Raw genomic sequence first — 23,649 nt, forward strand, 5'->3', positions numbered from 1 at the left:
GCGCGAAGAGGCGTTTAGCTGCGCTTTAGCACCATCACGAGGCGGTCGACGCGTTTACCCCGCTTGAGATGGGATTCCAGGATTTCGTCGACGTCTTCCGGCGTAGTCGCGCGGTACCAGATTCCGTCAGGATAGACGACCATCAAGGGACCGGAGTTACAATAGCCGAGGCAGCCAGCCATCGTGAAACCGATATCGTTAAGGCCTTGCGCTTCGATCGCCTTGCCCATTCGATCCCACAATGCTTGCGCGCCAGAGGCGCCGCAACTGCCGTGAGGATGGGTGGGCGGACGCTGCGTGTTGCAGGCAAAGACATGATGCCTATAAATTTGGGGGAGTTCGAATTCGGTTTCTGAGTCCATGCGCTTATCCTGTGATCAATGCGAGCGATCCGAAAGAGACATGGCCTGGGCCCGCATCGCCCTCACAGGGTCTCTTGCTGTCGAACACCGCATCGATAGATTGATGCTACTGATTTCGATGCGTGCCTGCGGACGCAGGCGAAATAAGCGAACGCAACACTAATTGTAAACGTTGAAGATCACCCACAGATCACTCACGTCTGGCACAGCTTTCCTGATTCGTTTCAACGTCTTCTCCTACCATCGCAATCTCTTCGCTCCTACATTGCTCAGCCATCCGATTGCTGCAAAGCAAGTTCCACACCAAATGCAGAATCCTCGCATTTTTATGACTATCTCTTGTTCTGCCGAGGCGCTCCTCGTCGTTGATGCTGGAGTTCCGACAATGTCGTTTCTCATCTGTTTTGGACAGGACAATCGTTGGCTTCGCGTTTGACGCCCACCATTCTGCTTCAGCCGTTCGCACGCATGATGTGCGCTCCGCTGTTTGCAATCTATTGTTTACCTCAACAGGATAGCGCCTGGCGCAAACGCCCCGACAGTCAGAGTGAACGCAGACCCGCGTTCAAGGCTATAGGTTAAGCTGCCTGGAGTTGATCGGCCGTCACGAAACCGGCAACACAGCGGTCCTGAATCGCGCCCAGCCCTCCACGATAGCGTCAAGGCGCACTTGCCGCCTCAATGCCGAGCACCGAATGCGTGTTCATTCATGCATGCGTCCGTAAACCGGCGGCTCCCAAAGATCGCGGCGGCACTCGCTGAGAGGTCGCAGTGTGGCGTTTGGCATCGCAATTGCAGCCCAGAAAATAAGTCAGCCGTCGCTGACGGCCTAGCTTCTGACACAGGATCGTCATTGTTCCTCCCAAACGATCCTGTCAGTCTGGGTCTCCCCATTCTCGCAGCCCAGACGGTGTCCTCGGCGGACTTCCAGCCGCCGAGGACATTTCTTGAACATGTTCTATCGGCCGGCAGCAAGAAGCAGGTCCCGCCTGCGAGATCCATTTGGCGAGTTGACGTAAGAGCACCTTTTGTTGGTACGGCAGAGCTCGCTGGCGCCCGGCAGCAAGGCGTTGGACTGCCTTTTGCTCTGACAAGCTAAGAGAGCATAATACCCATCTGCACCAACGCTTAGGAGCGACGATTTCGTCCTCCGATAAAATCCCTCAGCCAACTTGAACAGCAGCCAAATGATACGCCGTCAATCCGGATGGATCGTGATATCCATTGTTTCTTCGCTGTCCTCGAAGCGCTCGGAAGCCCGATCTTCCTCCAGCAGCTCGACGCCGCATAGGCAAACGTCACCTTCGATCACGGCGAGCGCTACCGGCTCAAGCGCTTGTCCATTGCAGGGACCCTCGATGCACACTCCGGTCTCGATCTCGAACCTTGCACCATGCCGGCCGCATCTGAGAAAGGTGTGGTCTGCCGAGAAAAACTCGCCGGAGCCGATGTTCAGGCAGACGCCGTCATGCGGACAACGGTTCACATAGCCAAAATAGTCGTCACCGAAGTGCGCACCACAATAATGGAAAACAACCGGCTTTCGCCGCTATCATCGATACGCGACAGGCTAAAGCCCCTGGCGCCATTCCGCTCGATGGCATCGGCCGGACAGACGGTAAAAACCTCGATCTGATCGCCCATTGGGTTCCCAATCATCGCTTGGCTCATCCAGGCCTCGCAGTTTCCCGCTTGAAGGCTTCGACCGTAGTACGGCTCAATCGGAAGATGCCGCGGCCACGTGCGAGCGGTCGATATGCCGAGCTAGCGCGGACGTGAGAACTTCAAACCATTGGTTCGGCGTGAGCTTTGCCGGGCGCTCGCTGATCTGGATCACCTTTCCATTCGGAGCGAAGCGGAGGTGAATGATGACTTCTTGTATGCTCATAGTAATCTCTGCTTGACTAACTCGAGACACCCGAGCCGAAGCCCAGGATGGCGTACTCGGGTTCGAGCATCTTGGCGCGTCGGCCTTAAACCACGGCGTGAGCACGACAGTTTGCGACGATCGGGCAGGCTTTCTGCGAGCGCGAGGCTGGAGCATTTCTCCCGCAGCTTCCCGAACAGTACATGATACAGCGGCATGCGACGTGTTTCGCATTTATGCGGATATCTATCCGCCCGCGGCGGCATCGCATGACATGCGCCCGATCGATTTCTCATCTCGCGGACGCCCAGAGCTATAATTGTGCTCAACCAATCCTCCTTTCATTTGGGGCACAAAGATCATCTCAGTAGATCGCCGCACCCGCGCCCACGTTGATCGAGGCATCTTTCATGGTCTCCACGATAAACGCGATCTGCTTGTTCGTGAGATGGGTGTGAAACGGCAGCGCTAGAGCGCGATCGGCGACCTTTTCGGTAACCAGGAAATCGCCACGGCGATAGCCGAGGTCAAAATAGTGGCGTTGCAGATGCAGCGGCTGGCTGTAGGCAGCGGACTGAATCTGCGCGGCGCGCAGATCATCGATGATGGCGTCCCGACCGGATCGCGAGAAGCGTGTCCCCAATTGAACGAGATAAAGCATCCAGTTCACATCCGTCACATCGGGGCCGACATAAGGCGGCTTGATGCCTTCAAATGACTGGATATGCGCGTTATAGAGCTGCTCGATGAGCCGACGCCGCTCCAGGATTTCATTGAGACGCTTCAGCTGCGTCAGCCCCAAGGCAGCCGTGAGATCGCTGATGCCAGCCTGGTAAGGTGCTGTGCTCGCGACGACGACTGAGAATCGCTCGTCTAGGCGGTGGGCGCGATGGCGGCGCAACCCAAGCGCAATATCCATGTCATCCGTCACCACCATTGCGCCTTCACCGCAGCTTAGGGCTACCGGCTGGGCAAAGTCGAACACGGCCAGGTCGCCAAATCGGCCGACGAGCTCCCCCTTGTAGCTCGACCCGATCGCCTCGGTAGAATCCTCCAACAGCAGCAGCCGGTGGCGCTGTGCGACCGTCCGCAGTTCTGCCCATGGCGCAGGATGACCGTTGGGATTGCCGGCGACAATCGCCCGCGTGCGGGCCGTAATGCTCTCTTCGACCTTCGCTGGAACCAATGTTCCCGACCAATAGTCGACGTCGGCAAATACCACCCGTGCGCCTGCGAGACTGATGGCATGCGCTGTTTCGCGAAATGCGTAGGGCGAGGCGATGACCTCATGTCCTGCTCCGATCCCGAGCGCCTTGAGTGCAAGCAGGAGCCCAATCGTACCACTCGAAACCGCAACGGCATGTTTGCGGCCCAGATAGACCGCGAAAGCCTGCTCGAACGCCTCAGTGATCCGCCCGCTGGAGATCTGCGACGAACACAGCAGGGTTTCAACTGCAGAGAGCTCAGCGACGGTAATATCCGGGCCCGACAGCGGGATAAAGGATGCATTGTTCTCCGCATTGTGCGCGCTATCGCACGGATGCTCTGCGAGCTCAGTGCCGCTCACTGCGCAGCGCTCCTTTTGGCCAATATGATACCGGTCGCCCGTGCCGGGTCGGCCGTAATCTGCACGCAGTGATCCGATCCATCGATCAGATGGAGATCGAAACGCACAAACTGCCGGAATGGCTGATCCGGCATATCCGACGCGTCACAGCGCACACAAGCAAGCTGCGGAAAGCGGCGCCGCAGCTCGACAAACGGCCCCTCCTCGGCCCTGTCGGTCGCAAGCAGCTGCTCAATTTCAATCAATTCCTGCGTAGTGAGCGTCATCGTGGCTCCTCTGTGCCCCCTCAAAAGCCGCCCCTCATTGCCAGAACAGACGCTCCGGATCCGCGTTCAATTCGTCGATCGCTGAAGTCAGGCGGTGATACAGGCTATAAAATTCCCAGATTCCTTGGGCGTGGTTCTTGCAAAACACCTTCCAAATTCCGCTCACGCGATCAAAAAGAATTAGCGCGACGTCGATTAGCGCGCCGTCCCTTTCAATATTGCGCGAGCAACAGGGGCTCTCGACGAGGTAGCCGCCTTTCACCGGTGTCACCTTCGGCGAGACGTAGATATAGCGCGTACGGGAGCTCAAGCTGCGCTCGATCCGCTTGCGATCAAGCTCGTTGGGGTGCGCCACCAGCCCGGTCTTGACCTTCCTCATCAGCCCGGCATTCATCGCGAAAGCCTCCCTTCAAAGACCTGTGATTTCTTCTTCAAGACAGCCGATGAGCAACCGTTCTCCAAAATCGACAGTATAGATCGGAACGTTCGCATCGGTATGGATGGCAACCCTGATGATCTCTCCGGCCACTCCGGCGCCGAGCAAGACGCCGTCAGGCTCTGCATTGGGAAAAGAGCCGTCGTTGATGATATCGACTGTGGTTTTAACCCGCTGGCCCCGCCGATATTTCAGAAAGCCGGGTTCACTCACGACACGGCCTCCACCGGCAATGGAAGATCATCAATCTCCTCGCAGGCATCCACGGGCACGAGTTCCTTGCGCTTCATGCCAACGCGGTAGCCGCTTTCCAGAAACTCGACACCATATATGTAGAACTGCTGCAGGAATGTCCCGATCGAGATGACGTAACCGACCTCTCCCTTCTTGACCAAGATGTCGCCGATCTCCTTGCCACGAAAGGTGCCATCGTTCCGGATGGTGCGACTGGCTCGTACCTTTTGGCTAAAACTGAAGACAGGCGGCTCGTCGAGCTCGACGACGTCGCTGTCGCGAACAATACCGCTCATGTAGCGCTCCTCATGCATCGTTGCTGGTAGACATCAATGGTGTTGCTGCCGGCCCGACCAGGAGACACCCTCCACAATTGTGTGCTCATCCCTCGCCGCACTCAGCCGATTCACTCACCGCAATGCGGTTCGCCAGTTCGTGTCGACGTGCTGACCAGGATGTCGCTTTAGGGCAGTTCGTGCTCTCGAGTGACAGCCGTTCTGCGATATCTAGCCGCGCTCTAGCGTATTGGCCCGTAGCTTCACCAAGTAGCCCCGCAACGGCAGCGAGACGTGGTACGATGTGACGGAACTGGACTTCCTCAGCGCAGATCGATTGATTGCGGAGCTGCGGGCCAAAGTGGCGCGTGAGCACGTCGCCAGTTCCTTGTCGGACAGCATCGGCATCATTTCCCCGTACGAAACGATGTTGCGGCTGAGGCGACGAGGCTTCTAGGGCCATCAAGCATCGACGATAAGACGACGGCATTAGCCTGCGTGGACACGATCGCTCAGACCTCAACGTCTGCGCGCCAAGTGCCGCCATTGCTGAGCGCGGGATTCCGCCGGGAGACGTGCTGGAGACGTAGCCGGCCCAATCATTTGGGCAAATAGCCGAACGCCGGCAGTCGCAGCCCCTCTTGCGCGACCGACGAGCGCAGGCCCTGTAATTGGAGTGATGCCTCAGGGCGGCGTTGCCAATATGGTCGATCTTCGGATTGGCTCCTCCGCTCCAGGACGTCCGCGCGCGATTCGGTACCGATCTTGTCAGCCGGTTCGAGTTCGAGCAGCTTGGTCGCGGCCTCGTCCCCTCTTTCCGATTGCCTGCCCATATCTGCAGGCCGGCCAGGTCCATCAACACGGCGGGATGCAACCGCGGCATGATGATATCGGCGTGATCAAGTGCAGCATCAGTCGCGTTAACCATCCGCCGGCCTTGGCCCGGGACTTCGCCGAACGAAGTGCGCGCGATCAGCGCTCCCTGACCGGCAAATGGCGACCTGGCTGCGGCCTCGAAGGTCATCGGCAGCTTCGTTCGCCCGGCGCATTCCGCGATGTTGCGGCTCGGTAAGACTGATCCCGCCGCGCATGCGCCGATCAGCGTGACCTCGTCAGTCACATAAACGATAATGGCGCGGCCCAGAAGCCTACGCTCGGAGCTGAGAGGCGCTTTTGGCCTGCCGCGCCAAATGAAATGCCTGCCAACGCTCCGCTGCCGGCGACCAGCAGCACGATCGCAGGAACATCCGGAGCAGCCGCCTTCGCGAGGGGAGGCACGAAGGTCGAGACCTGCGGTGTTGACAACGCGCCACACGAAGTTTGCAAATTTTTTAGCCCCAGCTCTTGGCATGCCGTTCATGGAAGCTCGCATCCTAAGCTGGCGCCTGATAGCGGGGTAAGGACGTGTCGATCACGCAGGTATTGTCGACCGGACAGGCCGCAACGCATTGCGGCTCGTCGAAATGGCCAATACATTCGGTGCATTTCGTCGCTTCGATGACAAAGCTTCCTCCCTTTTCCGAGATGGCAACGTTCGGGCATAAGGGTTCGCAAGCTGAGCAGCTGGTACACTGAGAGGCGATGATCTTGAATGGCATATACCCCCCTTACGCCGCGGAGATCAGAGCTCCCTGGCGGATCGCGGCGTCGCCGCGCTCCTCGTGCTGGACATCGCCGCTCTTCACCTTGTCGAGATAGGACCTGAACCAGACGATCGTCGACTTCTCGATGAACTCATGCGCGTATTGATCAACCGGCTCGATCCCGGCCTTGATCAGGTTGCTTTTTGGGCAGCCGCCGATCTTGGCCACGAACACCGCATGGCAGTCATGAATGCCACGAATGATGGTCGAAAGCCTGTCCTCCTCGCCATAACCGTCCTGGCAGTAGACGTCGACGCGACGGTGACCGATGAACTTTGCGCCGGATGTAGAAAGTTCATATACTTGGAATTCCTTTGCATGCCCAAAGTGCTCGTTGATGAGTCCCGCGCCCTTGGTTGCGACCGCCACCAGAACCTTGATCGCGCTCGTCTCGGCGGCGAACTGTGTAAGCTCTTGTTGGAGGGCCACGACGCTGACGGCCCGCTCGTCCTCCACCCTGTCTTGATAAGCCTTGCGCGTAGCAAGGTCATATTTGACGCCCATTTTCATGATCTGATCCGTACTGAACTCTGCGCTGCGATCCTCTCCGATCAGTCCGACAGCATCAGCGCGGCACTGGCGACAATGCCGCATCATGTTCATCTTCCCTTCACAAGCATCCTGCAGCGTCTTCAATTCCTGCGCCGACGGCCCGCGTTGACCGTTTAGGCCAAACACCGTGCCGTGCTCAGGCGCGGAGATCAGCGGCATGATATTGTGAAGGAAGGCACCGCGCGCCTTCACCGCCTTGTTGACCTCGACCAGGTGCTGATCGTTGATGTGGGGGATCATTACCGAGTTAACCTTGCACAGGATCCCCCGTTCGCTAAGCATCTCCAGTCCTTGCAGCTGACGGTCGGTGAGTATCCTCGCCGCATCGATGCCGGTGTAACGTTTATGGCTGAAGAAGATCCAGGGATAGATCTTGGCGCCGATTTCGGGATCGATCGCGTTGATAGTGATGGTGACGTGGTCGATTCTGGACCTGACGATCGTGTCAATATGGTCCGGCAGAGCCAGTCCGTTCGTCGACAGACACAGCTTGATGTCGGGCGCCGCCTTGGCGACCAGTTCGAACGTCTTGAACGTCTTTGCTGGATTGGCGAGAGCATCGCCGGGACCAGCGATTCCGAGCACGGTCATCTGCGGAATGGCGGTCGCGACCACGAGCACTTTTCTCACCGCCTGCTCAGGGGTGAGCTTCTCGCTCACCACGCCCGGGCGAGATTCATTGGCGCAGTCATATTTGCGATTGCAGTAATTGCACTGGATGTTACAGGCTGGCGCGACCGCCACATGCATGCGGGCGTAATGATGATGCGCCTCTTCGCTGTAGCAGGGATGTTTCTTCACCTTTTCCCAGATTTCGCTCGGCAGATCGCCTTGGCTTGTCCGTGACCCGCAGCCTGCGTGGGCGGTCTTGGCTGCGGTGCGACAGCCCTTATGCTCGGCGGCAGACTGCATCATCGTGCCGTTATCCGGCGCAGCTTTGGCGTACCCTCCGCTCCCCACCATCGCACTCATTCTCTATCTTCCCCGCGGGCACATTGGCTTCCCAGGACCATCCGTGAGCGAGCCTCAAGATGAGGCGTAGCAACTCACATGCCACGGCGCAGAAGACGATATTTGGTCAGCATGTCGTAGCGTTATCGGGTCCGACCGACGTTGAGACATGTAAGAGCGGCAATGATACGCTTGTTAAGAATGCGACAGATACGTCTCATTCTCACTCAGAACTATGCGGGCTGACGCATCAATGATGGTGCCAACGCGCGCGCCACACCCGGCTTCATCCGAACGGGCGTTTCGTGCATCGCGCCATCTCACAACTGGCGATACCAGTTGGGCTATCGAGCTTCACACATCTAACGGGTGAGCAGTATCTCAACCGCGCAAGGGAGCCGAATCGCAAGCGGCGCCAGACCTTGTTCGAGTAGAAAACGGAGCTCGTTGCGCGACAGCGTATCCGGATTGACGATCGCATAGTGGGGGCCACCCGAGCGCTTGATAATCTGCCGCGCATAGCTGCGCAACAGCTGGTCGTTAAAGCGACAGCCGATGAAGAGAAAGGTCCGTCCGCTCCGCCATTCCTTGATGATGTCCGGAATTGGCGTCTGAATGTCGATCTCGGTCAAGGCCTCGACATAGTCAGAATCGGAGATCAGGAAGTTGTTGGCCGGGTGCACGCTGCCATGCGGCTTATAGAGCACCGTCGCCCAGCTGCCGGCCACGGCACTTTCGACCTTTTGGCCAGAGGAATCATAGAAGCGATACCAACGATTCTCGCCAATGCCGGCACGGGTAATGCCCTGCACTTCACCCCATCCCTTGCGCTTGCCCAGCGCGGCGCGCATTGCGCCGTCGTACCATGCATCGACGATGACGGGCGGCGACAGGGACGCGAAATGATGATGTAACGGCGTCGGCTCCGCTGATCGAGCGAAGGCTTGCACCATCAATGTCGTCAGCGTAGAGCGATGTTTGCTGACCTCGATATGCTGCGCCGACGCCCACGCATTGCCTTTGGTCCGCCGAGGCAGCGCAATCTTGCTGGCGAAGAAGTCGGCCAGCGCCTCGGGCGTGGCCGGCGCATCGGATCTGGACAGTCCGGTGAGGCCAGGACCGAGATAGGGCACCACGCGCGCAGCCCTTAACCCGGCAGCGACGTCCGCGAGAATGGTCTTGACATCGGCTGCATCGACAAAGTCGATCCGCCGAGGCCCCTTCACGGACCCTCTCCGTCCGCGCTCCGCTTTTTAGCGTCGATTGTGATCGGTAATTTTGTATCGCTCGCCATCTTGGGCAAATCGAGTACCCACCCATTGGCTATTTTGATCCACCCGCCCCAGAGGGTCTCATATTCGGACTCGACGATCGACTCTTCGAGGTCTTTCTTTGGTACGTAGATCGACAGGCCCGCGTCCGGAGACCGGCGGATCATGATTTTCACGTTGAACTCCTTGACTGTGAATCATGGCTGGCCAAGCGGGCCGACTCCCGCGAAGTGGCGCGCAGGCGAGCCACGATGTCAGACACGGCGCACACGACCTCGTCGACCTCCGCGAATGAGGTTTCTCGCGATAGCGAGAAGCGCACCGCACCGTGCATGCTCCACGCCGGCACCCGCATGGCCCGCAAGACATGCGATGGCTCCATTGAGCCCGCGTTGCAGGCTGATCCGAGCGACACAGCAATGCCGGCCCGATTGAGATGGTGGGCGATCGCTTCGCCTTCGAGATGGTCGAAGGCAATATTGGTCGTGTTCGCTAGCCGGTTGCTGATATCGCCGAGCGCAATACACTCGCCAATGTGCAGTATTCCCTGCTCGAGGCGATCGCGCAACGCAGCAATGCGAACGCGCTCAGGTTCGAGCCGCTCCGCCGCAAGCTCTGCAGCCTTTCCAAGGCCGACGATTGCAGGAATATTCTCCGTTCCGCCGCGGCGCCGTCGTTCCTGTGATCCGCCCCAGATCAGGGGTCGGAAACTTGTCCCCTTGCGCAGATATAGCGCGCCGATGCCTTTGGGTCCGTGCAGTTTGTGCGCGGATAGCGACAGCATGTCGATCGCACTGTGCTTAAGGTCTACGCGCATCTTGCCGACGGCCTGGACAGCATCGGTGTGAAACAGCGCGCCCGCCTCATGGGTCAACCCTGCAAGGAACTCTACAGGAAATATCGTGCCGGTCTCGTTATTGGCCCACATAACGGAAGCAACCGCTGTCCGTGGCCCGAGAGCGCTGCGAAACGCCTCGATATCGAGCCGGCCGCGGGAATCTACCGATACGACATGCGTCTTGACTCCGCTTGCCCCCAATTGCTCCGTCACGGCAAGAATGGCAGAATGCTCGACCGCTGTGGTGACGATCTCGTCGCGGCCCTCTTGGGTCGCAAGCGCAGAGAGAATCGCGGCATTGTTGGCCTCGGTCCCTCCTGAGGTGAACACGATCTCATGATCGTATGCGCAGCCTAGCAACCGCCGTAAGCTACCCCGGGCCTGCTTCAAGGCGACTGCGACCTCGCCGCCAAAGACATGCGTGGATGAAGCGTTGCCGAATTGCTCGGTGAAGAACGGCAACATAGCTTGCACGACGGATGGATCGGTCCGGGTCGTTGCATTATTGTCGAGGTAAATCGGCACTTGGGTCCCACTCAATCCAGGGCCTCGCCGACAGCCGCAATCGGGACGAGACGAACGCATTCGCATATTTTGTCGATCAGCCTCGTCTGAATGCGGTCCAGCGTCAGTCTAGGACGCTTACAGAACGCGGATGCGCCGTTCAGACTGGCGATGGTCCTGTGGCTATTGGTCCGGATGAGCCGACGGTCGCCATGCAGATCCGCTCGCATCTGTCCGATTGCGTCGCGAATGCGAAGCGCTCTCGCAGCCGACGATTGCCATACTTCTTCCGGTTCGGCCAGCATGCTGCGATGTTTCCTCTTTATCAGCTGAACGATTTGCCGCAGGAGCAGCTCGCGGCGGCGTTCGGGTTTTGAAAGATGAATCCGGGACTATCCGGCGCCAGGACGAAATCAATGGTCGTGCCGATCAGATGCTCATGGCTCTTGCTGTCGACAAATACCTTCAGACCCCCGCATTCGATCACGGTGTCACCAAGCGTCGGCACCTCGGCCAAGCCCATCTTGTATTTGAACCCATTGCAGCCGCCTGCTTCGACCAAAATGCGCAAGCCACCGGTCGGGTGCATTGATGATGCCATCGCGCCTTTGATGGCACTCACTGCGCTATCTGTCAGGCTGATCATGGCTTACCCTCTCATGAGCTTAGGTCTGCCCGACAATGGCAAGTCATGTGCCAGCGTGCAAAGCTTGATCCCGCTTACTTTTTTGGTCGCATCTGTCGGCTTCATCAACGCCGGTGTCGAGTTTGTGACAACGCTGCCTGGGACGATCGCCTCTCGCACAGGCGTTTTGTTTCGCGGCACGGCTGGAGGTCGTTACAGAGGCGGCGGCAAGCAATTTGCATCGCATCTGGCATCGGCCAGCGCGCCGGTGAAAAGCTCAAATCGAGGACGAATTTAATGACTGCAATCGAGAACACCGCACTCGGTCGACTTGAGAAGGAGGGCCGCCTGCTCAATGCTGTACTCAAGGGCGGGACGACCAAGCCCGGCCGGTTTGGCTTTCGCGGCGACATAGCACTAAAATTTCAGACGCAAGTCGCGGACGAGAAGCGGCCGCCGGACTATTCGATCGAACAGGTTCTGACGATCGCGCAGGACGGAGAACGTACTATCCCGGTGCTGGCCGGCTACCTGCACTCCTTGGCCTACCTTGCTGACGTCGCGGCCGTGCTTGACGGTGCGTTAAGCCAAAAGGGCAGTTATTTCTTGTTCTGTAACAACGTCGATTTGCTGGCGAAGTACCACATCAGGCTCGGTGGCATTACCTTCCACGTCCTGCCGTGCGATGAATCCACTGTTTGGAAGGAGATGATGGACCTGGTCGGGCTCAACAAGGACGACCTCAAGAAGCTGGATGCGGGCGGCAAGCTTGATTACCTCCTCGATGCGGCAAAGGCTCTCGATCTACCCTACGACGAGATCTCCTATGAAGACGGGCTGGAGAGGATGGAGCCGGTAAAAAACCGCAACGAGAACCGGCCGGTCTGAGCGCGGACGTCATTCGTTCCGGGACGCATCATCTTCGACAAGACGCATGCCGACGACACAGATATCGCCATCCAGCACTGTCAAGGCGATTGGCGTGAGCGTTCTGCCCTTACACGGACCATCGACGCACAGCCCGGTTCCGAGCTCGAAGGTGGATCCGTGTTTGCCGCACATCAGCCGGACGCCGCTTGGATCGAGGAACTCGTTTTGTTCCCGGTCCAAAGCAACGCCATTGTGAGGGCATCTATTGAGATAGCCAAGCACCTTCCTACCCCAGCGTACCACAACGATGGGCCACGGCCGGTGATTGCCGTCGTGATCGAGGACCATAAGGTGGAATCCCATGGCCTTGCGGCTCGGAATGTCGTTAAAACCACAAATCGCGAAATAGCATCTACTTGCATTCGTTGCTCGCCTATCGCAAGGGCTCTGCAGTGTTGCTGTGCCTTGTGCTGCAAAAACCGTCGGAGCGCTGCTCGGCGTTCGCGCAGCCTTAGCGGTACCGTACAGCTTGTCCGGCTAGCAGAACCGCAAGCGCGTGCGCAACTCGTTGCTCCTGGTGTACCGGTCCATTCCGCCTCCCAGCGTACGCGCATTGGCGCTGCCGCGCGTCTCTATAGAACTGATGTTCTATTGTACCGATAATTTCGTCCATGCGCTGGAGAGCCCGACAAGACGCTCGATCGTACGCTGGAACGCCCGTTTGGTCGCACACCCGATGGCACACCTCGCGCTAGCCGTCGCAGAACGATTTTCAAGATCGCCAATTTCGCAATCCGTTCAGTGATACCAGATTCAACGGAAGTACTGACATCGTGAGCACAATCGGTTCCCGCATTTGCCTCAGATTGCCGCTCGAAAGCCGGATTAAAACAGGCCCTCTCCCAAACCGCGCACCAAGGCACTACTGGCTCGGCGAAGCAGGCCCCCGGCACGTATGACACAAGGCCGGCCAACTCCACCAACCAACTCGCGAACCGGCATCTGGCAAGGGAGCGCGACGTGGCGCGCGCTCCCTTCAAGCTACGCCTCCTGCTCATACGCGAGCCAGGGCGAAAACCCATCAGTTCCGCCGCACTCCCATTATTCCGGATCGTCTTCAACAGCCATTCGTCGAAGTTCACCCTCCAAATAAAACGAAGGATCATCGTCAGATCCGACTCAATGCTCTCTCGATGACCGCTGCGGGCTTCTTCGACCTTGGAAAGATATTTTGCAGGCTTGCCTACTCGCTGCCACTCGCTGTTCTCGTTCTTCGTCCACACTTCGGGTTTCTGATGAGGGTCGAGCACCCAGTGATTGCGACCCACGTGAACAAAACCCGTTTCAGCTAGAAGGGGCTCCATCCCCGGTCGGGCAGGACGCGACAATACCAATGGATGATCGCCGCCCAATCGCAATTGATGCTCGAGCAGGATATCGCCTGCGTTTTCGACAAACGGCTGAGTAACGCGTAGATCTACTACGGACGTGATATCGTTACGCCCGAACTGTTCTCGAAACCGGTCTCCCTTGATCCGGACCGGGCCACCCACTGCTAGCAGGCCGACACTTTCGTCACCCAGCTGACAGCTGAAGAACTTCCGGGGTTATTCGGGTCGTGGTAAGTGTTGGCATGGGCTCCAGCAACAGTTGCAGCCCACTCAGCTTTCCTCGAAACAAACTCTGAATACTCTTGTGGATTGTCGGCGATGTCCCTGATATCGCGACGCAAGTATATCTCCACGAGATTCATGAAGTCTTCTTGTTCGTCGATTTTGACAATGGTTGGATCGGAACTCAGAGAGTATGGCGCCGCTGCCCCCCCGACGATGCCCCACCTCGCTCCATGCGCGCAACTGTTTGCGCAAAACGGGGGCCATCTCCCGCCTCGCTCGAATCATCAGCCTGATAAGCGCTTGTGGACGGGCTGGATGAGCCAACGATTCTGCCATACATCCGGATCGCTATCCTATCGGCGAATTGCACGCAGTCGGGCTCGTGCCGCGCAAGCTCCGCAATGAGGATATACAATCTCTAGCTGATCACAAGCTTACCGCGCCACCGGCCCACTACGGAGTCGGCAAGGCATCCACCGGAAGACAGACAACGACTCGGCCGCCTTAAGGCTCCACTGGATAGGTGAACCGCGTGTCCCTTCTCGCTGACGGGCGGTCAACGACGTGCCGCTCGACGTTGTTGCTCTCAACCAGTACTAAAATCCCCGATGAGGTTTGAGCACGATGGCCTGATCAAAGATACGAGCTCACTGATCACGAGCGCGTCACCCGCCCAGGTAGCACATGTGATTGCACTATCCTCTGCTGCTGGACGAGGGGGTCTTCGCTCATGTGACCTCAGCTCCGACTGAGGTGTGGACCTGGCAATTGGCCGGGCACACCCTTGCGCAGGCGCCGCAGCCGATGCAGGCGCCCTGATCATTTAGAACCATGATCTTCTTTTCGATCTCATCGTCCGCGTCATCGTCTAAATCGACAAGCTCGCCCTCTTCGCTGATTCCCTTCAAAGTCATAACATCTCGACCGCACACCTTGAAACAGCGCCCACAACCGATGCACTTCTTGTCATCGATCGACGTCAAGTATTCCGGTATCCACTCGCGGCCATCGCGCGCTGCAAATGACATAAGTCAGCCCCTTTGGTTATTTTCCAGCGCCTTCAAATCATGGCTCTTGCGCTCGAGTTCGGCATAGGCATCGTACGCCTTCTCCGCCACTGTCATGATCGAGCCCCAGTTGACAGGCAATTCCTCCGACAGATCGTGCAAATCCATTTTCGCTTGCAGCGCTTTTCCTGACAGCTTCTTCAGTTCTGCTTTCAATACTTCACGATCACTCATGAGCGCCCTCAATAGTTCGCCACGTCCGGAAATCTGCGAACCATGTCGATTCCGTCGTTGACATATTTGTCGCCTTCCTGTGCAAGCTTTACGAGATTAACGAAGCCAAAACGATGCACATCGCGTAGCTGCTTGTTCACGGCGATCAGGCGCCCTGCGACCAACACCACGCGGCCGAAGCCTTCATGATGCAGCTTCATAATGGGCTGGACCATCACGCCGGTGGCCCTCTCGATCGAGAGCGCGACCGCGTCGAAGAACAACTCAAGCCGCCACAGCGTGTCGGGATCGGGATCGCCGACAATCGGCAGGGCGCGCCGCTTCTCCTTGTTCAAGACATAAGGTTCGAGTAGGTCGAGATCGCTCTTGTTCGTCCAGGCGCCGTTGGCATCCTGAGCGCGCCACATCCGGATTAGCTCGATGAGGAACGGCGCGTCGATGCTGCTACCCTGCCGCACTATTTCTTCGGTCATCTCACCTCATTCGTCGAACTCAAACGCGCGGCGCTGGTCCTTGGCCATGGCCTTGCGCAGCCAAGGAGGTGGCGTTCCCTTCAGTACTTCCTGAAGCTTTTCAAGCAGCATCAGGATGCTTTCCGGCTTGCTCACCTTGATAGGATGGATCTTGTTGGCCACCACCCTCGCGGCACCAGCACCGCCGATTGCGGCGACATAGAGAATTACACAATCCTTAATTGCATCGATCTTTGGCGCCAACTTATCGTCGTTGCCATCTTCCTTGAGATCGCCCTCAAACTCAATTGCTTTAATAAAGACGTGCCCACCCGGCGCGACATCATAGATTGCGATATTCTTCGCCCAACCAAAATGTGCATCGACCCGTCTAAGATCTTGCGTAGCGAATGCGACCTTCATGCCGTCAACCTCCCAGCTGCGCCACTCGAGCCGTGGCCGGCTCGTCGTGGCAGTGCGGCCGGAGCCCGCCAGCTATCCGGCGTAGGCTGGTGGTTCTCCTCTCGGTCAGCAATTACGAGATTGGCGATATCGAAAATCATATCGCGCGTACCACGATAGCCGACGGATAGCTGGTGTCCTGCACCAAGCCGATCGAACATCGGAAAACCCGCGCGATAGAACGGAATTTTCAAACGAGCCGCCGCTTGCCTGCCATGCGAATGCGTGACCAGCAGGTCGCATTGTTTGGTTCTGGCGAGCTCCTCGAGATCCTCGAGATCACCGATGAAGACTTCCTCGGCCTTGACTCGCTCAATAACCACCGACTGCGTGGTTGTCACTGCTGCGGTCACCTGCGCGCCCATGTCATGCAGCGTACTGGACAGGTCGAACAGGAGGTCGGGCTCGGCGGCGATCGCAACTCTGCGACCACCAATATGGAAGTGCGCGTCCAGCATTGCATCGGTGAGCTGGCCACGCTGCCGCCGATATTTCACCGGTACGGGCCGGCCGCTGATCTCGCTCAAAAAGGTGATAAATTCGTCGTTGGGATCGAGACCACAAAGCCGTTCGAACAGGCGAAATGGCACGTCGGCCTTGGCCTGCAGGACCTCCGCCGCGCGTCGCATCTGTGCGCCAATTGCGATCGTCCATTGAGCGCGTCCCATGCTCGCAATTTCGTCGACGCCGATGCCGCCTATGGTTGTCGGCGTAAACTCATCGGGGATATGCCCATCAAGCGAGCCTGCCAGATCAGGCAAAAAGGACGGCCGCAAACCGAAATCCTCCAAGATGGCCCGGAGTTCGTCTAGATCACCGGGGGTGAGGTGGCATCCTGGAAGAACATTCACCCTGGACGGGTCGCGCAGTCCACTCACGCCCGGCCCCTCGACCAACGCCTCCACAATACGCGCCACAGCCTTCTCCCAGCCATCCTGGAACGCTCCCTTGAAATCTGGTGTCGAGACATAGACCATCGGCAATTTTGCAAGTTGCGGATGCTTGTCCCGGATCAGCTTGAGGTAGGCATCGACATCGTCGCCATTGGTCTCTGTAACCCCGGTTGAGCAGATCCCCACGATCTTTGGCTTGGCTCGGCTGTGGATATTGAGTATCGCCTGCTCGAGATTCTCGTAGCCACCGAGCACGGTTGCGACCTCGCTCATAGCGGTGGTTTGCAGCGGTACTGCTTCCTTGAAATGGCGCACGAAAAGCGTGAGCCCGAAGGATGTACAGCCTTGCGAGCCGTGCAGAAGCGGCATAGCCCCACGCAACCCCATAAAGGCGAAGGCTCCGCCGATCGGCTGGCTCATCTTCAGCGGATTGACCGCACAAGATTTAGTAGACGCTTTGACGAGGGCCATAACAGGTCCTTATTCTGCGGCCTGTGGCAGGGCAGATGGTGAGGCCGCCAAGATTTCCTCGATGCGTCTGTTGCAGCAGCCGCCGACCGCATTGGTGTGCTCTCTGACAGCTTCCACGCTGATCAAGCCATGGGCGGTAATCGCATCCTCGATTGTTCCGAGATCTACCTTGTTGCAAAGGCAGATCTCCTTGGCTCGGCGCGCCGTTTCGCCGAGCGCAGGATCGCAAGCGATCTCGGCCAGCGGTGATCGCATCTGCACCATCTCCTTCGCCAAGACCTGCCATGGCGCAGGTCGACGCAGCTGCTCCCACATCGGATTGGAGAGCGACTTGTCGATCTCCTCCACCAGTTTGACCATTCCAAGATAGCCCAGATAGGCATGGCACCGCTCTTGGTTGATATCGATCCAGGGCATCGCCGCCTTCAGTGCGACAAACTGCGATTTGCCGCCCGACAGCATGATGTCTGCTTCCGCTTCTTTCAACATTCTGTACATTTCGCGCGGCGTCATCTCCTCGATCATGTGGGCATCCTGCCCCATCAGCTCCTTGATGCGTTCCTTGTCCTCCCCGGTCGATTTCTTCACGCTGGTTCCGACCAATTCGAGACCGGCTTCCTGCAGTGCCGCCACGACCGACCATGACTTGACGCCGCCGGTAATCAACAAGGCCTTCTTGCCTTTGAAACGTGGCTTGTACGGTTCGATGGCAGCCCAGGCGCGCGTTTCCTCGCGCGCGATCACCGCATCAGTGCGCCCGAGCAACTCTTGGGGGGCGCCGCGCTCGACTAATAAGCGGGCGATCTGGCGAAGCGAATCACTCGAATCCTGAATACCGTAGAACGCCCCCTCGAAGAACGGGATCCCGTAGCGTTCCTTCATTTTGCGTGCGACGTTGATCATAGATTTTGAGCAGACCAACATCGCCGCCCGCGCACGATGAGAAGAAGCGACCTCGCGATACTTTCCGTCGCCAGAGATGCATGAGAGAATCCGGACTCCGAGTTCGTCCAGCAATGGCTTCACTTGCCAGAACTCTCCTGAAAGGTTGTATTCTCCGATCAGGTTGATGTCGTACGGCGTTGTGTAGTCCGGCTCCTGCGTTCCGATGACATGTTCGAGCAGGGCCTCGCCGGCGAGCTTGTTACCCAGGTTTTTGGAGCCAACGAACCCTGGGGAATTGATCGGTATAACTGGTTTGCCGAACCTTTGAGATGCAGCCTTGCAAACCGCATCGATATCGTCGCCGATCATCGCCGGGATGCAAGTCTGATAGACGAAGATCGCGGGAGGGTCCCGCTTACTGATGATTTCTGTGATTGCCTTGCACAGCCGCTGCTCGCCTCCGAATACGATATCGGTTTCGTTCAGGTCGGTTGTGAATGCGGTTCGCCACAGATTTGAGCCAGACGACGCCGAGCCGCGATTGTCCCAGGAGTTGCCTTCGCACGCAATCGGACCGTGCACCAAGTGAGCGACATCGGTAAACGGCTGCAGCGCGATCTTGGCACCGTCGAAAGCGCAGCCGCCCGCAGCACTGCCCGGCTGCAGTTGCCTGGTGCAGCCCTTCCTGCGAGCAGCCTTCGACTTACTGCCATTCTTGGCGCAGCCCGGCTCGTCGAAGATATTCTGGACCGTGGCCGCTAGCGAACTCATCCGTTTTCCCCTCAGCAAACCAATTGAGAGATTAACCGCCGTGCATTGGTGCCGTGCCACCGCCGGGTTTGGCGATGGCACGCGCACCGTTCGTCATCAGCGAATGATGTCGAAGCTGTAGTCGGTTTTGCCAAGAAGGTTGGTCTTCTTGTCGATTTCGTCGAAGATCTTGTCGAGGATCTTGACCAGCACATTCAGGCCACCCTGATAACCCCAAACGGGCGAGCGGTGATGGTGATGCCGATCAAAGACTGGAAAGCCAATTCGGATCAGTGGCGTTCCAGTGTCACGCTCGAGGTACTTGCCGTATGTGTTGCCAATCAGAAAATCGACCGGCTCGGTAAATAGGAGCGAGCGCAAGTGCCAGAGGTCCCGGCCAGGGTAGACTTGGCAGCTCTGCCCAAACGGCGAGCCTGCAAGCAGCGCCGCCATTTTTGTCTGCCATGCCTTGTTGCCGTTGGTGGAAAGCACATGGGTTGGCTCGGCGCCCAGTTCGAGCAGAAAGGAAGCTACCCCGTAGCAGAGATCCGGATCACCATAGACCGCGAACTTCTTGCCATGGATATGCGCACTGGAATCGGCGATGGCATCGACCAAGCGGCCACGCTCTCGTGCGAGTTGCTCCGGAATGTCCTTGCCGCCGATCCGCGATAACGCCACCAGCAAGTCATCCGTTGCGGATATGCCAATCGGGTAGTTGAAGGACACGACATCCTGCCCATGCCCGGCCACGAATTGCAACGTTTTCTCCGTACACCACTCCTGCATGGAGATTGTCGCCTTGGCGTGAACGGCGTTGGCTGCGTCTTCCAGCGTGGTGCCGCCGTCATACATCCGGAACTCGCCATCTGTCGGGGTGTCGAAGACTTCGGAGTTGTCGGCGAGTATGGTGTGCTGGATTCCCATCAGTTCCAGGATGCGCCTGATCTCGCGAAGGTTTCCGACGGCATAGCCATCGAAACCGCCGATGATGTTGATGGCCTGGTTCGGCCTGCGCTCCAGCTTCGGCACCGTTCCGGCCTTGCCGTCCCAAAAATGCTCCAAGATCCCCTTGAGCGCGTTGTCGTAGCCGGTGACGTGGCTGCCGACGAAGGCCGGCGTGTGGGCGAATGGCACGTCGAACTCCGCCGGAACCGAGCCCTTCTCTTTGGACGTTTTGATGAAGGCATTCAGGTCATCGCCGATCACCTCAGCCATGCAGGTCGTGGAGACCGCAATCATCTTGGGTTTGTACATGTTGTAGCTGTTTGCGAGCCCGTCGATCATGTTGTTCAGGCCACCGAATACAGCAGCGTCCTCGGTCATCGACGAAGAGACGCAGGAACACGGCTCCTTGAAGTGTCGCGACAGATGGCTGCGATAATAGGCCACGCAGCCTTGCGAGCCGTGAACGAAAGGCAGCGTGCCTTCAAAGCCGACGGAGGCGAATACGGCGCCAAGCGGCTGGCAGGCCTTGGCCGGGTTTATCGTTAGCGCCTCCCGCGCAAAATTTTTCTCGCGGTACTCCGGCGTTTTCGTCCATTCCTTGATACGCTCGACTTCGGCGGGCTCGCGGGGATCCTCGAACATCTTCTTCTTGTCCAGCATCTGCTGGTATTCTGGACCGCGGAACAGTTCGAGATGATCGAGCACGTGCTCGGCACTTTGCGCCATTATTGAGATCCTTTTTGTTATCGAAATTGACTGCCCCGCTCTCCGCTGAGAGCGAGACTTGTTGCCCTATTCTGCAGCCAAGAGCTTGGCCCTCGGCGTTTCCTTCCAAGGCGCCTTCGTCTTTTTCCAGACAGGCGAGTTGACAGCCATGTCCATGTCGCGCGCAAAGATCGCAAAGCCGTCATAGCCGTGATATGGACCCGAATAGTCCCAGGAATGCATCTGCCTGAACGGCACACCCATCTTCTGGAACACGTATTTTTCCTTGATGCCCGAGCCGATGAGGTCAGGCTGGAGCTTTTCGACGAAGCGCTCGAACTCGTAGCCATTGACGTCGTCATAGATCAGCGTGCTGTCCTTTACGTAGTTCTGAGCTGTGCGCTGATAATCGTCGTTGTGGCCAAACTCGTATCCGGTGCCCACGACTTCCATCCCGAGGTCTTCGTAGGCGCCAATCACATGACGCGGACGAAGCCCGCCGACATACAGCATGACCGTTCGGCCCTCCAGGCGCGGGCGATACTTCGCAACCACCGCGTTGACCAGCGGCTGGTACTTTTCAATCACCCGCTCAGCCCCTTCCTTGATCTTGTCGTCGAAATAGGCCGCAATCTTCCGCAACGATTCTGCAATCTTTGAAGGTCCGAAGAAGTTGTATTCGCACCAGGGGATGCCGAATTTCTCTTCCATGTGGCGGGAGATGTAGTTCATTGAACGGTAGCAATGCAGAAGGTTGAGCTTGGCTTTCGGAGTTGCCTCGAGTTCAGCGAGTGAACCGTCCCCGGACCACTGCGCGATCACCCGCAGGCCCATTTCCTCCAGCAGAATTCGCGATGACCAGGCATCGCCGCCGATATTGTAGTCGCCGATGATTGCAACATCGTAAGGCGTCGGCTCGAACTTTGGCGCGCCGTTGGGCTCGAGCTTGTCGAAGATCCAGTCACGCACCGCGTCGTTGGCAATGTGGTGACCTAGTGACTGCGACACGCCACGAAAACCCTCGCAGCGGACCGGCACGATGGTCTTGCCTCCATACTCCTTGGATTTAGTTCTTGAGACAGCCTCGATATCGTCGCCGATCAGTCCGATCGGGCATTCCGATTGGATGGTGATGCCGTTGTTGAGGGGAAACAGCTCCTGGATTTCGTCAAGAACTTTGACCAGCTTCTTGTCGCCACCGAATACGATATCCTTTTCCTGGAAGTCGGAGGTGAATTGCAGGGTCACGAAGCTATCGATCCCCGTCGTACCAACGTAATAGTTGCGGCGCGATCCCCACGAATACTGCCCGCAGCCAACAGGACCATGGCTGATATGGACCATGTCCTTGATAGGTCCCCAAACCACGCCCTTGGATCCCGCATAGGCGCAGCCCCGGATCGTCATCACGCCGGGTATGGATTTGATGTTGGACTTCACCCCGCAGTCGGACTTGCCGGCCTGGTGAACGTTGAGGTGCTTGGCACGTCTTTTCGCGGTTTTCTCCGGATAGACCTTCAGCACCTCCTCGATCAGCTGTTTGTTGCGAGCCCTGATATCTGCGATACTCTGGGTCGTGGCGAGACTCATCTGATGTCCTCAAGGTTGGCTGTTGCAAGAGCGGCTTCTGACCAGAACTTTTGCAACCAGCATGCCAGCGCTTCGCGAACACAAAACCCATAACGATTAACGGCAGTTAGCGCGTCTCGCGCGGGGGCAACGCCGTTGTTGCGAACGCGACATCGCGCTTTGCTCGGAGGCTTCTTGGTTTGACCTGTTCGAAACGGAACAAGGGGAACTATGTGCGAAATGGCTCCGCTCAGCTATTCGCGCGTGTTTTCGTTCTAGACGTGAACCTATAAATCTGCCGGGCGGACGGCTTGCCAGAATCCGCTATGGCCCGATAGCGACCAAATTCCGCAGCGCGACGAAATAACGCGAAGGACGTCAGCTCCAGTTCACGCTAATTTATAAACTTGGCGCAATCTCAGACCTGATCCATTCCACGAAAGTCTGCAATGCGCGGCGCTGACGGCCAGCGCGCGGGAACACCAGATGATGACCAACGTAGCGGATGTCGGTGGAGCGGCCAGCCAGGGGCGCTATCAGGCGCCCCGATGCTATCTCACTTTCAGCCAACCGAGTTGATTCCAACGTCACGCCAACCCCGCCGCAAGCCATAGCTATTGCGAGGAAGCTGCGGTCGAATCGCATTCCATGGATCGCTGGAGGTTCGAGCCCGTTCGCGACGAACCATTGATACCATTGAACCTGCTTCACATCGGAGCGAATAAGAACTTGGCTCAACAAATCCTTTGGCTGGCGGATTCTCTTCGCGATCTGAGGAGCACACAGAGGGGTGACGGTTTCTTCGCCAAGCGGGATCACTTCGAGGCTCTCACCGCGAGGTGAACCGTAGACGATGTCCAGATCGAAATCGTCGTTCGTGAAGCGGGCGTACTCCGTGTTGGCGGCGAGCCGAACCTCCAGTTTCGGTTCGGCCGCGAGAAATTTGGTCAGGCGCGGGGCCAGCCATTGCGCTGCGAAACTTGGGGCACAATGCACCCTCAGGAGCTGCGGCCCGCGACCTGCGACTTCTTCGATCCCGCGCCGCAAATTGTCGAAGGCCGCACCGGCGTGACGCATCAGGTTCTCGCCAGCGGGCGTTAAACGGACGGAACGAGCACTCCGCTCGAACAGAACGGTGCTCATGGTGCTTTCCAGCTTGCGGATCGCGTGGCTGACGGCGCTCGGCGTCAAATGCAATTCGTCGGCTGCGTCGCTGAAGGAGCCACTGCGCGCAGCCGCTTCGAAGGCCCGGATGGCGGAGATCGGGATGCTCGACAGCAGCATACCCATAAGTGAACCAGATTCACACATCCAAGACAACTGCGCGTTTGTCCCGGCCGGCCCCTCGGCTCTAGCAATGGGGCAAGAGGACCGGCTGCCTGCGCGGCGTCCAAAA

General features: G+C 58.0%; 28 protein-coding genes and 1 pseudogene. 3 read left to right on the forward strand and 26 right to left on the reverse strand.

What is annotated here, in order from left to right; all coding sequences use genetic code 11:
- Nucleotides 1–14: 14 nt before the first annotated feature.
- The 7 genes and pseudogenes from ALC15_RS11060 to ALC15_RS11095 form a co-directional block, all read right to left on the reverse strand.
- Nucleotides 15–362: a (2Fe-2S) ferredoxin domain-containing protein gene (locus ALC15_RS11060; protein ID WP_050402983.1), complete on the reverse strand. Its 348-nt coding sequence runs from the start codon at nucleotides 360–362 to the stop codon at nucleotides 15–17.
- 1,198 nt (nucleotides 363–1,560) lie between these two features.
- A pseudogene (locus ALC15_RS11065) lies at nucleotides 1,561–2,021 on the reverse strand (Rieske (2Fe-2S) protein).
- A 572-nt stretch (nucleotides 2,022–2,593) separates the two neighbouring features.
- Nucleotides 2,594–3,796 carry a DegT/DnrJ/EryC1/StrS family aminotransferase gene (locus ALC15_RS11075; RefSeq protein WP_050627265.1) on the reverse strand — a complete coding sequence of 401 codons (1,203 nt, stop codon included), beginning with the start codon at nucleotides 3,794–3,796 and terminating at the stop codon, nucleotides 2,594–2,596.
- Complete coding sequence (locus ALC15_RS11080) at nucleotides 3,793–4,062, reverse strand: DUF6129 family protein (RefSeq protein ID WP_050403049.1); 270 nt, start codon at nucleotides 4,060–4,062, stop codon at nucleotides 3,793–3,795. The genes ALC15_RS11075 and ALC15_RS11080 overlap by 4 nt, the downstream gene beginning before the upstream one ends.
- A gap of 34 nt (nucleotides 4,063–4,096) precedes the next feature.
- A complete protein-coding gene (locus ALC15_RS11085; protein WP_050627266.1) occupies nucleotides 4,097–4,456 on the reverse strand; it encodes a DUF3024 domain-containing protein in 360 nt (119 codons plus the stop codon).
- Between the two features lie 15 nt (nucleotides 4,457–4,471).
- On the reverse strand, nucleotides 4,472–4,711 hold the full coding sequence (locus ALC15_RS11090; RefSeq protein WP_050402976.1) for a nitrogen fixation protein NifZ: 240 nt from the start codon (nucleotides 4,709–4,711) through the stop codon (nucleotides 4,472–4,474).
- The gene (locus tag ALC15_RS11095) at nucleotides 4,708–5,028 is read right to left on the reverse strand and encodes a nitrogen fixation protein NifZ (protein ID WP_050627322.1); all 321 of its coding nucleotides are present in this window, start codon (nucleotides 5,026–5,028) and stop codon (nucleotides 4,708–4,710) included. Before ALC15_RS11095 ends, ALC15_RS11090 begins: the two co-directional genes overlap by 4 nt.
- 283 nt (nucleotides 5,029–5,311) lie before the next feature.
- Between ALC15_RS11095 and ALC15_RS45445 the strand changes: the two genes are divergently transcribed.
- On the forward strand, nucleotides 5,312–5,464 hold the full coding sequence (locus tag ALC15_RS45445) for a hypothetical protein (protein ID WP_210168586.1): 153 nt from the start codon (nucleotides 5,312–5,314) through the stop codon (nucleotides 5,462–5,464).
- 916 nt (nucleotides 5,465–6,380) lie between these two features.
- Here the strand turns inward: ALC15_RS45445 and ALC15_RS41815 are convergent.
- The 7 genes from ALC15_RS41815 to ALC15_RS11125 form a co-directional block, all read right to left on the reverse strand.
- Complete coding sequence (locus ALC15_RS41815; RefSeq protein WP_083992236.1) at nucleotides 6,381–6,605, reverse strand: 4Fe-4S binding protein; 225 nt, start codon at nucleotides 6,603–6,605, stop codon at nucleotides 6,381–6,383.
- A gap of 9 nt (nucleotides 6,606–6,614) precedes the next feature.
- Complete coding sequence (gene nifB, locus ALC15_RS11105) at nucleotides 6,615–8,174, reverse strand: nitrogenase cofactor biosynthesis protein NifB (protein ID WP_162240486.1); 1,560 nt, start codon at nucleotides 8,172–8,174, stop codon at nucleotides 6,615–6,617.
- A 341-nt stretch (nucleotides 8,175–8,515) separates the two neighbouring features.
- On the reverse strand, nucleotides 8,516–9,379 hold the full coding sequence (locus ALC15_RS11110; RefSeq protein WP_050627268.1) for an SIR2 family NAD-dependent protein deacylase: 864 nt from the start codon (nucleotides 9,377–9,379) through the stop codon (nucleotides 8,516–8,518).
- Nucleotides 9,376–9,600 carry a putative nitrogen fixation protein NifT gene (nifT, locus tag ALC15_RS11115; RefSeq protein WP_050402971.1) on the reverse strand — a complete coding sequence of 75 codons (225 nt, stop codon included), beginning with the start codon at nucleotides 9,598–9,600 and terminating at the stop codon, nucleotides 9,376–9,378. The genes ALC15_RS11110 and nifT overlap by 4 nt, the downstream gene beginning before the upstream one ends.
- On the reverse strand, nucleotides 9,597–10,847 hold the full coding sequence (nifS, locus tag ALC15_RS11120) for a cysteine desulfurase NifS (protein WP_050402970.1): 1,251 nt from the start codon (nucleotides 10,845–10,847) through the stop codon (nucleotides 9,597–9,599). The genes nifT and nifS overlap by 4 nt, the downstream gene beginning before the upstream one ends.
- Nucleotides 10,799–11,071 (reverse strand): hypothetical protein, encoded by a 273-nt coding sequence (locus ALC15_RS41130; RefSeq protein WP_063695527.1) that lies wholly within the window; start codon nucleotides 11,069–11,071, stop codon nucleotides 10,799–10,801. Before ALC15_RS41130 ends, nifS begins: the two co-directional genes overlap by 49 nt.
- 20 nt (nucleotides 11,072–11,091) lie before the next feature.
- On the reverse strand, nucleotides 11,092–11,412 hold the full coding sequence (locus tag ALC15_RS11125; RefSeq protein WP_050402968.1) for a HesB/IscA family protein: 321 nt from the start codon (nucleotides 11,410–11,412) through the stop codon (nucleotides 11,092–11,094).
- Between the two features lie 13 nt (nucleotides 11,413–11,425).
- Between ALC15_RS11125 and ALC15_RS43270 the strand changes: the two genes are divergently transcribed.
- A complete protein-coding gene (locus ALC15_RS43270) occupies nucleotides 11,426–11,689 on the forward strand; it encodes a hypothetical protein (protein WP_143278325.1) in 264 nt (87 codons plus the stop codon).
- A complete protein-coding gene (locus ALC15_RS11130) occupies nucleotides 11,689–12,279 on the forward strand; it encodes a hypothetical protein (RefSeq protein WP_050402967.1) in 591 nt (196 codons plus the stop codon). The genes ALC15_RS43270 and ALC15_RS11130 overlap by 1 nt, the downstream gene beginning before the upstream one ends.
- Before the next feature lie 9 nt (nucleotides 12,280–12,288).
- Here the strand turns inward: ALC15_RS11130 and ALC15_RS11135 are convergent, their stop codons facing one another.
- The 12 genes from ALC15_RS11135 to ALC15_RS11180 all read right to left on the reverse strand — a co-directional run bounded on the left by ALC15_RS11135 (nucleotide 12,289) and on the right by ALC15_RS11180 (nucleotide 23,534).
- Nucleotides 12,289–12,624: a Rieske (2Fe-2S) protein gene (locus ALC15_RS11135; RefSeq protein ID WP_050402966.1), complete on the reverse strand. Its 336-nt coding sequence runs from the start codon at nucleotides 12,622–12,624 to the stop codon at nucleotides 12,289–12,291.
- Between the two features lie 269 nt (nucleotides 12,625–12,893).
- On the reverse strand, nucleotides 12,894–13,814 hold the full coding sequence (locus tag ALC15_RS48160; protein ID WP_488240841.1) for a hypothetical protein: 921 nt from the start codon (nucleotides 13,812–13,814) through the stop codon (nucleotides 12,894–12,896).
- Between the two features lie 2 nt (nucleotides 13,815–13,816).
- On the reverse strand, nucleotides 13,817–14,014 hold the full coding sequence (locus tag ALC15_RS48165) for a hypothetical protein (protein ID WP_488240842.1): 198 nt from the start codon (nucleotides 14,012–14,014) through the stop codon (nucleotides 13,817–13,819).
- A 591-nt stretch (nucleotides 14,015–14,605) separates the two neighbouring features.
- A complete protein-coding gene (fdxB, locus tag ALC15_RS11140) occupies nucleotides 14,606–14,905 on the reverse strand; it encodes a ferredoxin III, nif-specific (protein ID WP_050627269.1) in 300 nt (99 codons plus the stop codon).
- 3 nt (nucleotides 14,906–14,908) lie between these two features.
- Nucleotides 14,909–15,118 carry a CCE_0567 family metalloprotein gene (locus ALC15_RS11145; RefSeq protein ID WP_050402963.1) on the reverse strand — a complete coding sequence of 70 codons (210 nt, stop codon included), beginning with the start codon at nucleotides 15,116–15,118 and terminating at the stop codon, nucleotides 14,909–14,911.
- 8 nt (nucleotides 15,119–15,126) lie between these two features.
- Nucleotides 15,127–15,591 (reverse strand): NifX-associated nitrogen fixation protein, encoded by a 465-nt coding sequence (locus ALC15_RS11150; RefSeq protein ID WP_050402962.1) that lies wholly within the window; start codon nucleotides 15,589–15,591, stop codon nucleotides 15,127–15,129.
- 6 nt (nucleotides 15,592–15,597) lie between these two features.
- Entirely contained in the window at nucleotides 15,598–15,993 is a 396-nt protein-coding gene (gene nifX / locus ALC15_RS11155; protein ID WP_050402961.1) for a nitrogen fixation protein NifX, read from the reverse strand.
- Entirely contained in the window at nucleotides 15,990–17,396 is a 1,407-nt protein-coding gene (gene nifN, locus ALC15_RS11160; RefSeq protein ID WP_050402959.1) for a nitrogenase iron-molybdenum cofactor biosynthesis protein NifN, read from the reverse strand. Before nifN ends, nifX begins: the two co-directional genes overlap by 4 nt.
- Nucleotides 17,397–17,405: 9 nt before the next feature.
- The gene (gene nifE / locus ALC15_RS11165; RefSeq protein WP_050402958.1) at nucleotides 17,406–19,052 is read right to left on the reverse strand and encodes a nitrogenase iron-molybdenum cofactor biosynthesis protein NifE; all 1,647 of its coding nucleotides are present in this window, start codon (nucleotides 19,050–19,052) and stop codon (nucleotides 17,406–17,408) included.
- Nucleotides 19,053–19,148: 96 nt separating this feature from the next.
- Nucleotides 19,149–20,705 (reverse strand): nitrogenase molybdenum-iron protein subunit beta, encoded by a 1,557-nt coding sequence (gene nifK / locus ALC15_RS11170; protein ID WP_050402957.1) that lies wholly within the window; start codon nucleotides 20,703–20,705, stop codon nucleotides 19,149–19,151.
- 66 nt (nucleotides 20,706–20,771) lie between these two features.
- On the reverse strand, nucleotides 20,772–22,274 hold the full coding sequence (gene nifD, locus ALC15_RS11175) for a nitrogenase molybdenum-iron protein alpha chain (protein ID WP_050627270.1): 1,503 nt from the start codon (nucleotides 22,272–22,274) through the stop codon (nucleotides 20,772–20,774).
- Between the two features lie 378 nt (nucleotides 22,275–22,652).
- Nucleotides 22,653–23,534 (reverse strand): LysR substrate-binding domain-containing protein, encoded by an 882-nt coding sequence (locus ALC15_RS11180; protein ID WP_050627323.1) that lies wholly within the window; start codon nucleotides 23,532–23,534, stop codon nucleotides 22,653–22,655.
- Nucleotides 23,535–23,649 lie beyond the last annotated feature (115 nt).

It is taken from the genome of Bradyrhizobium viridifuturi (assembly GCF_001238275.1).
GTDB classification, from domain to species: Bacteria; Pseudomonadota; Alphaproteobacteria; order Rhizobiales; family Xanthobacteraceae; genus Bradyrhizobium; species Bradyrhizobium viridifuturi.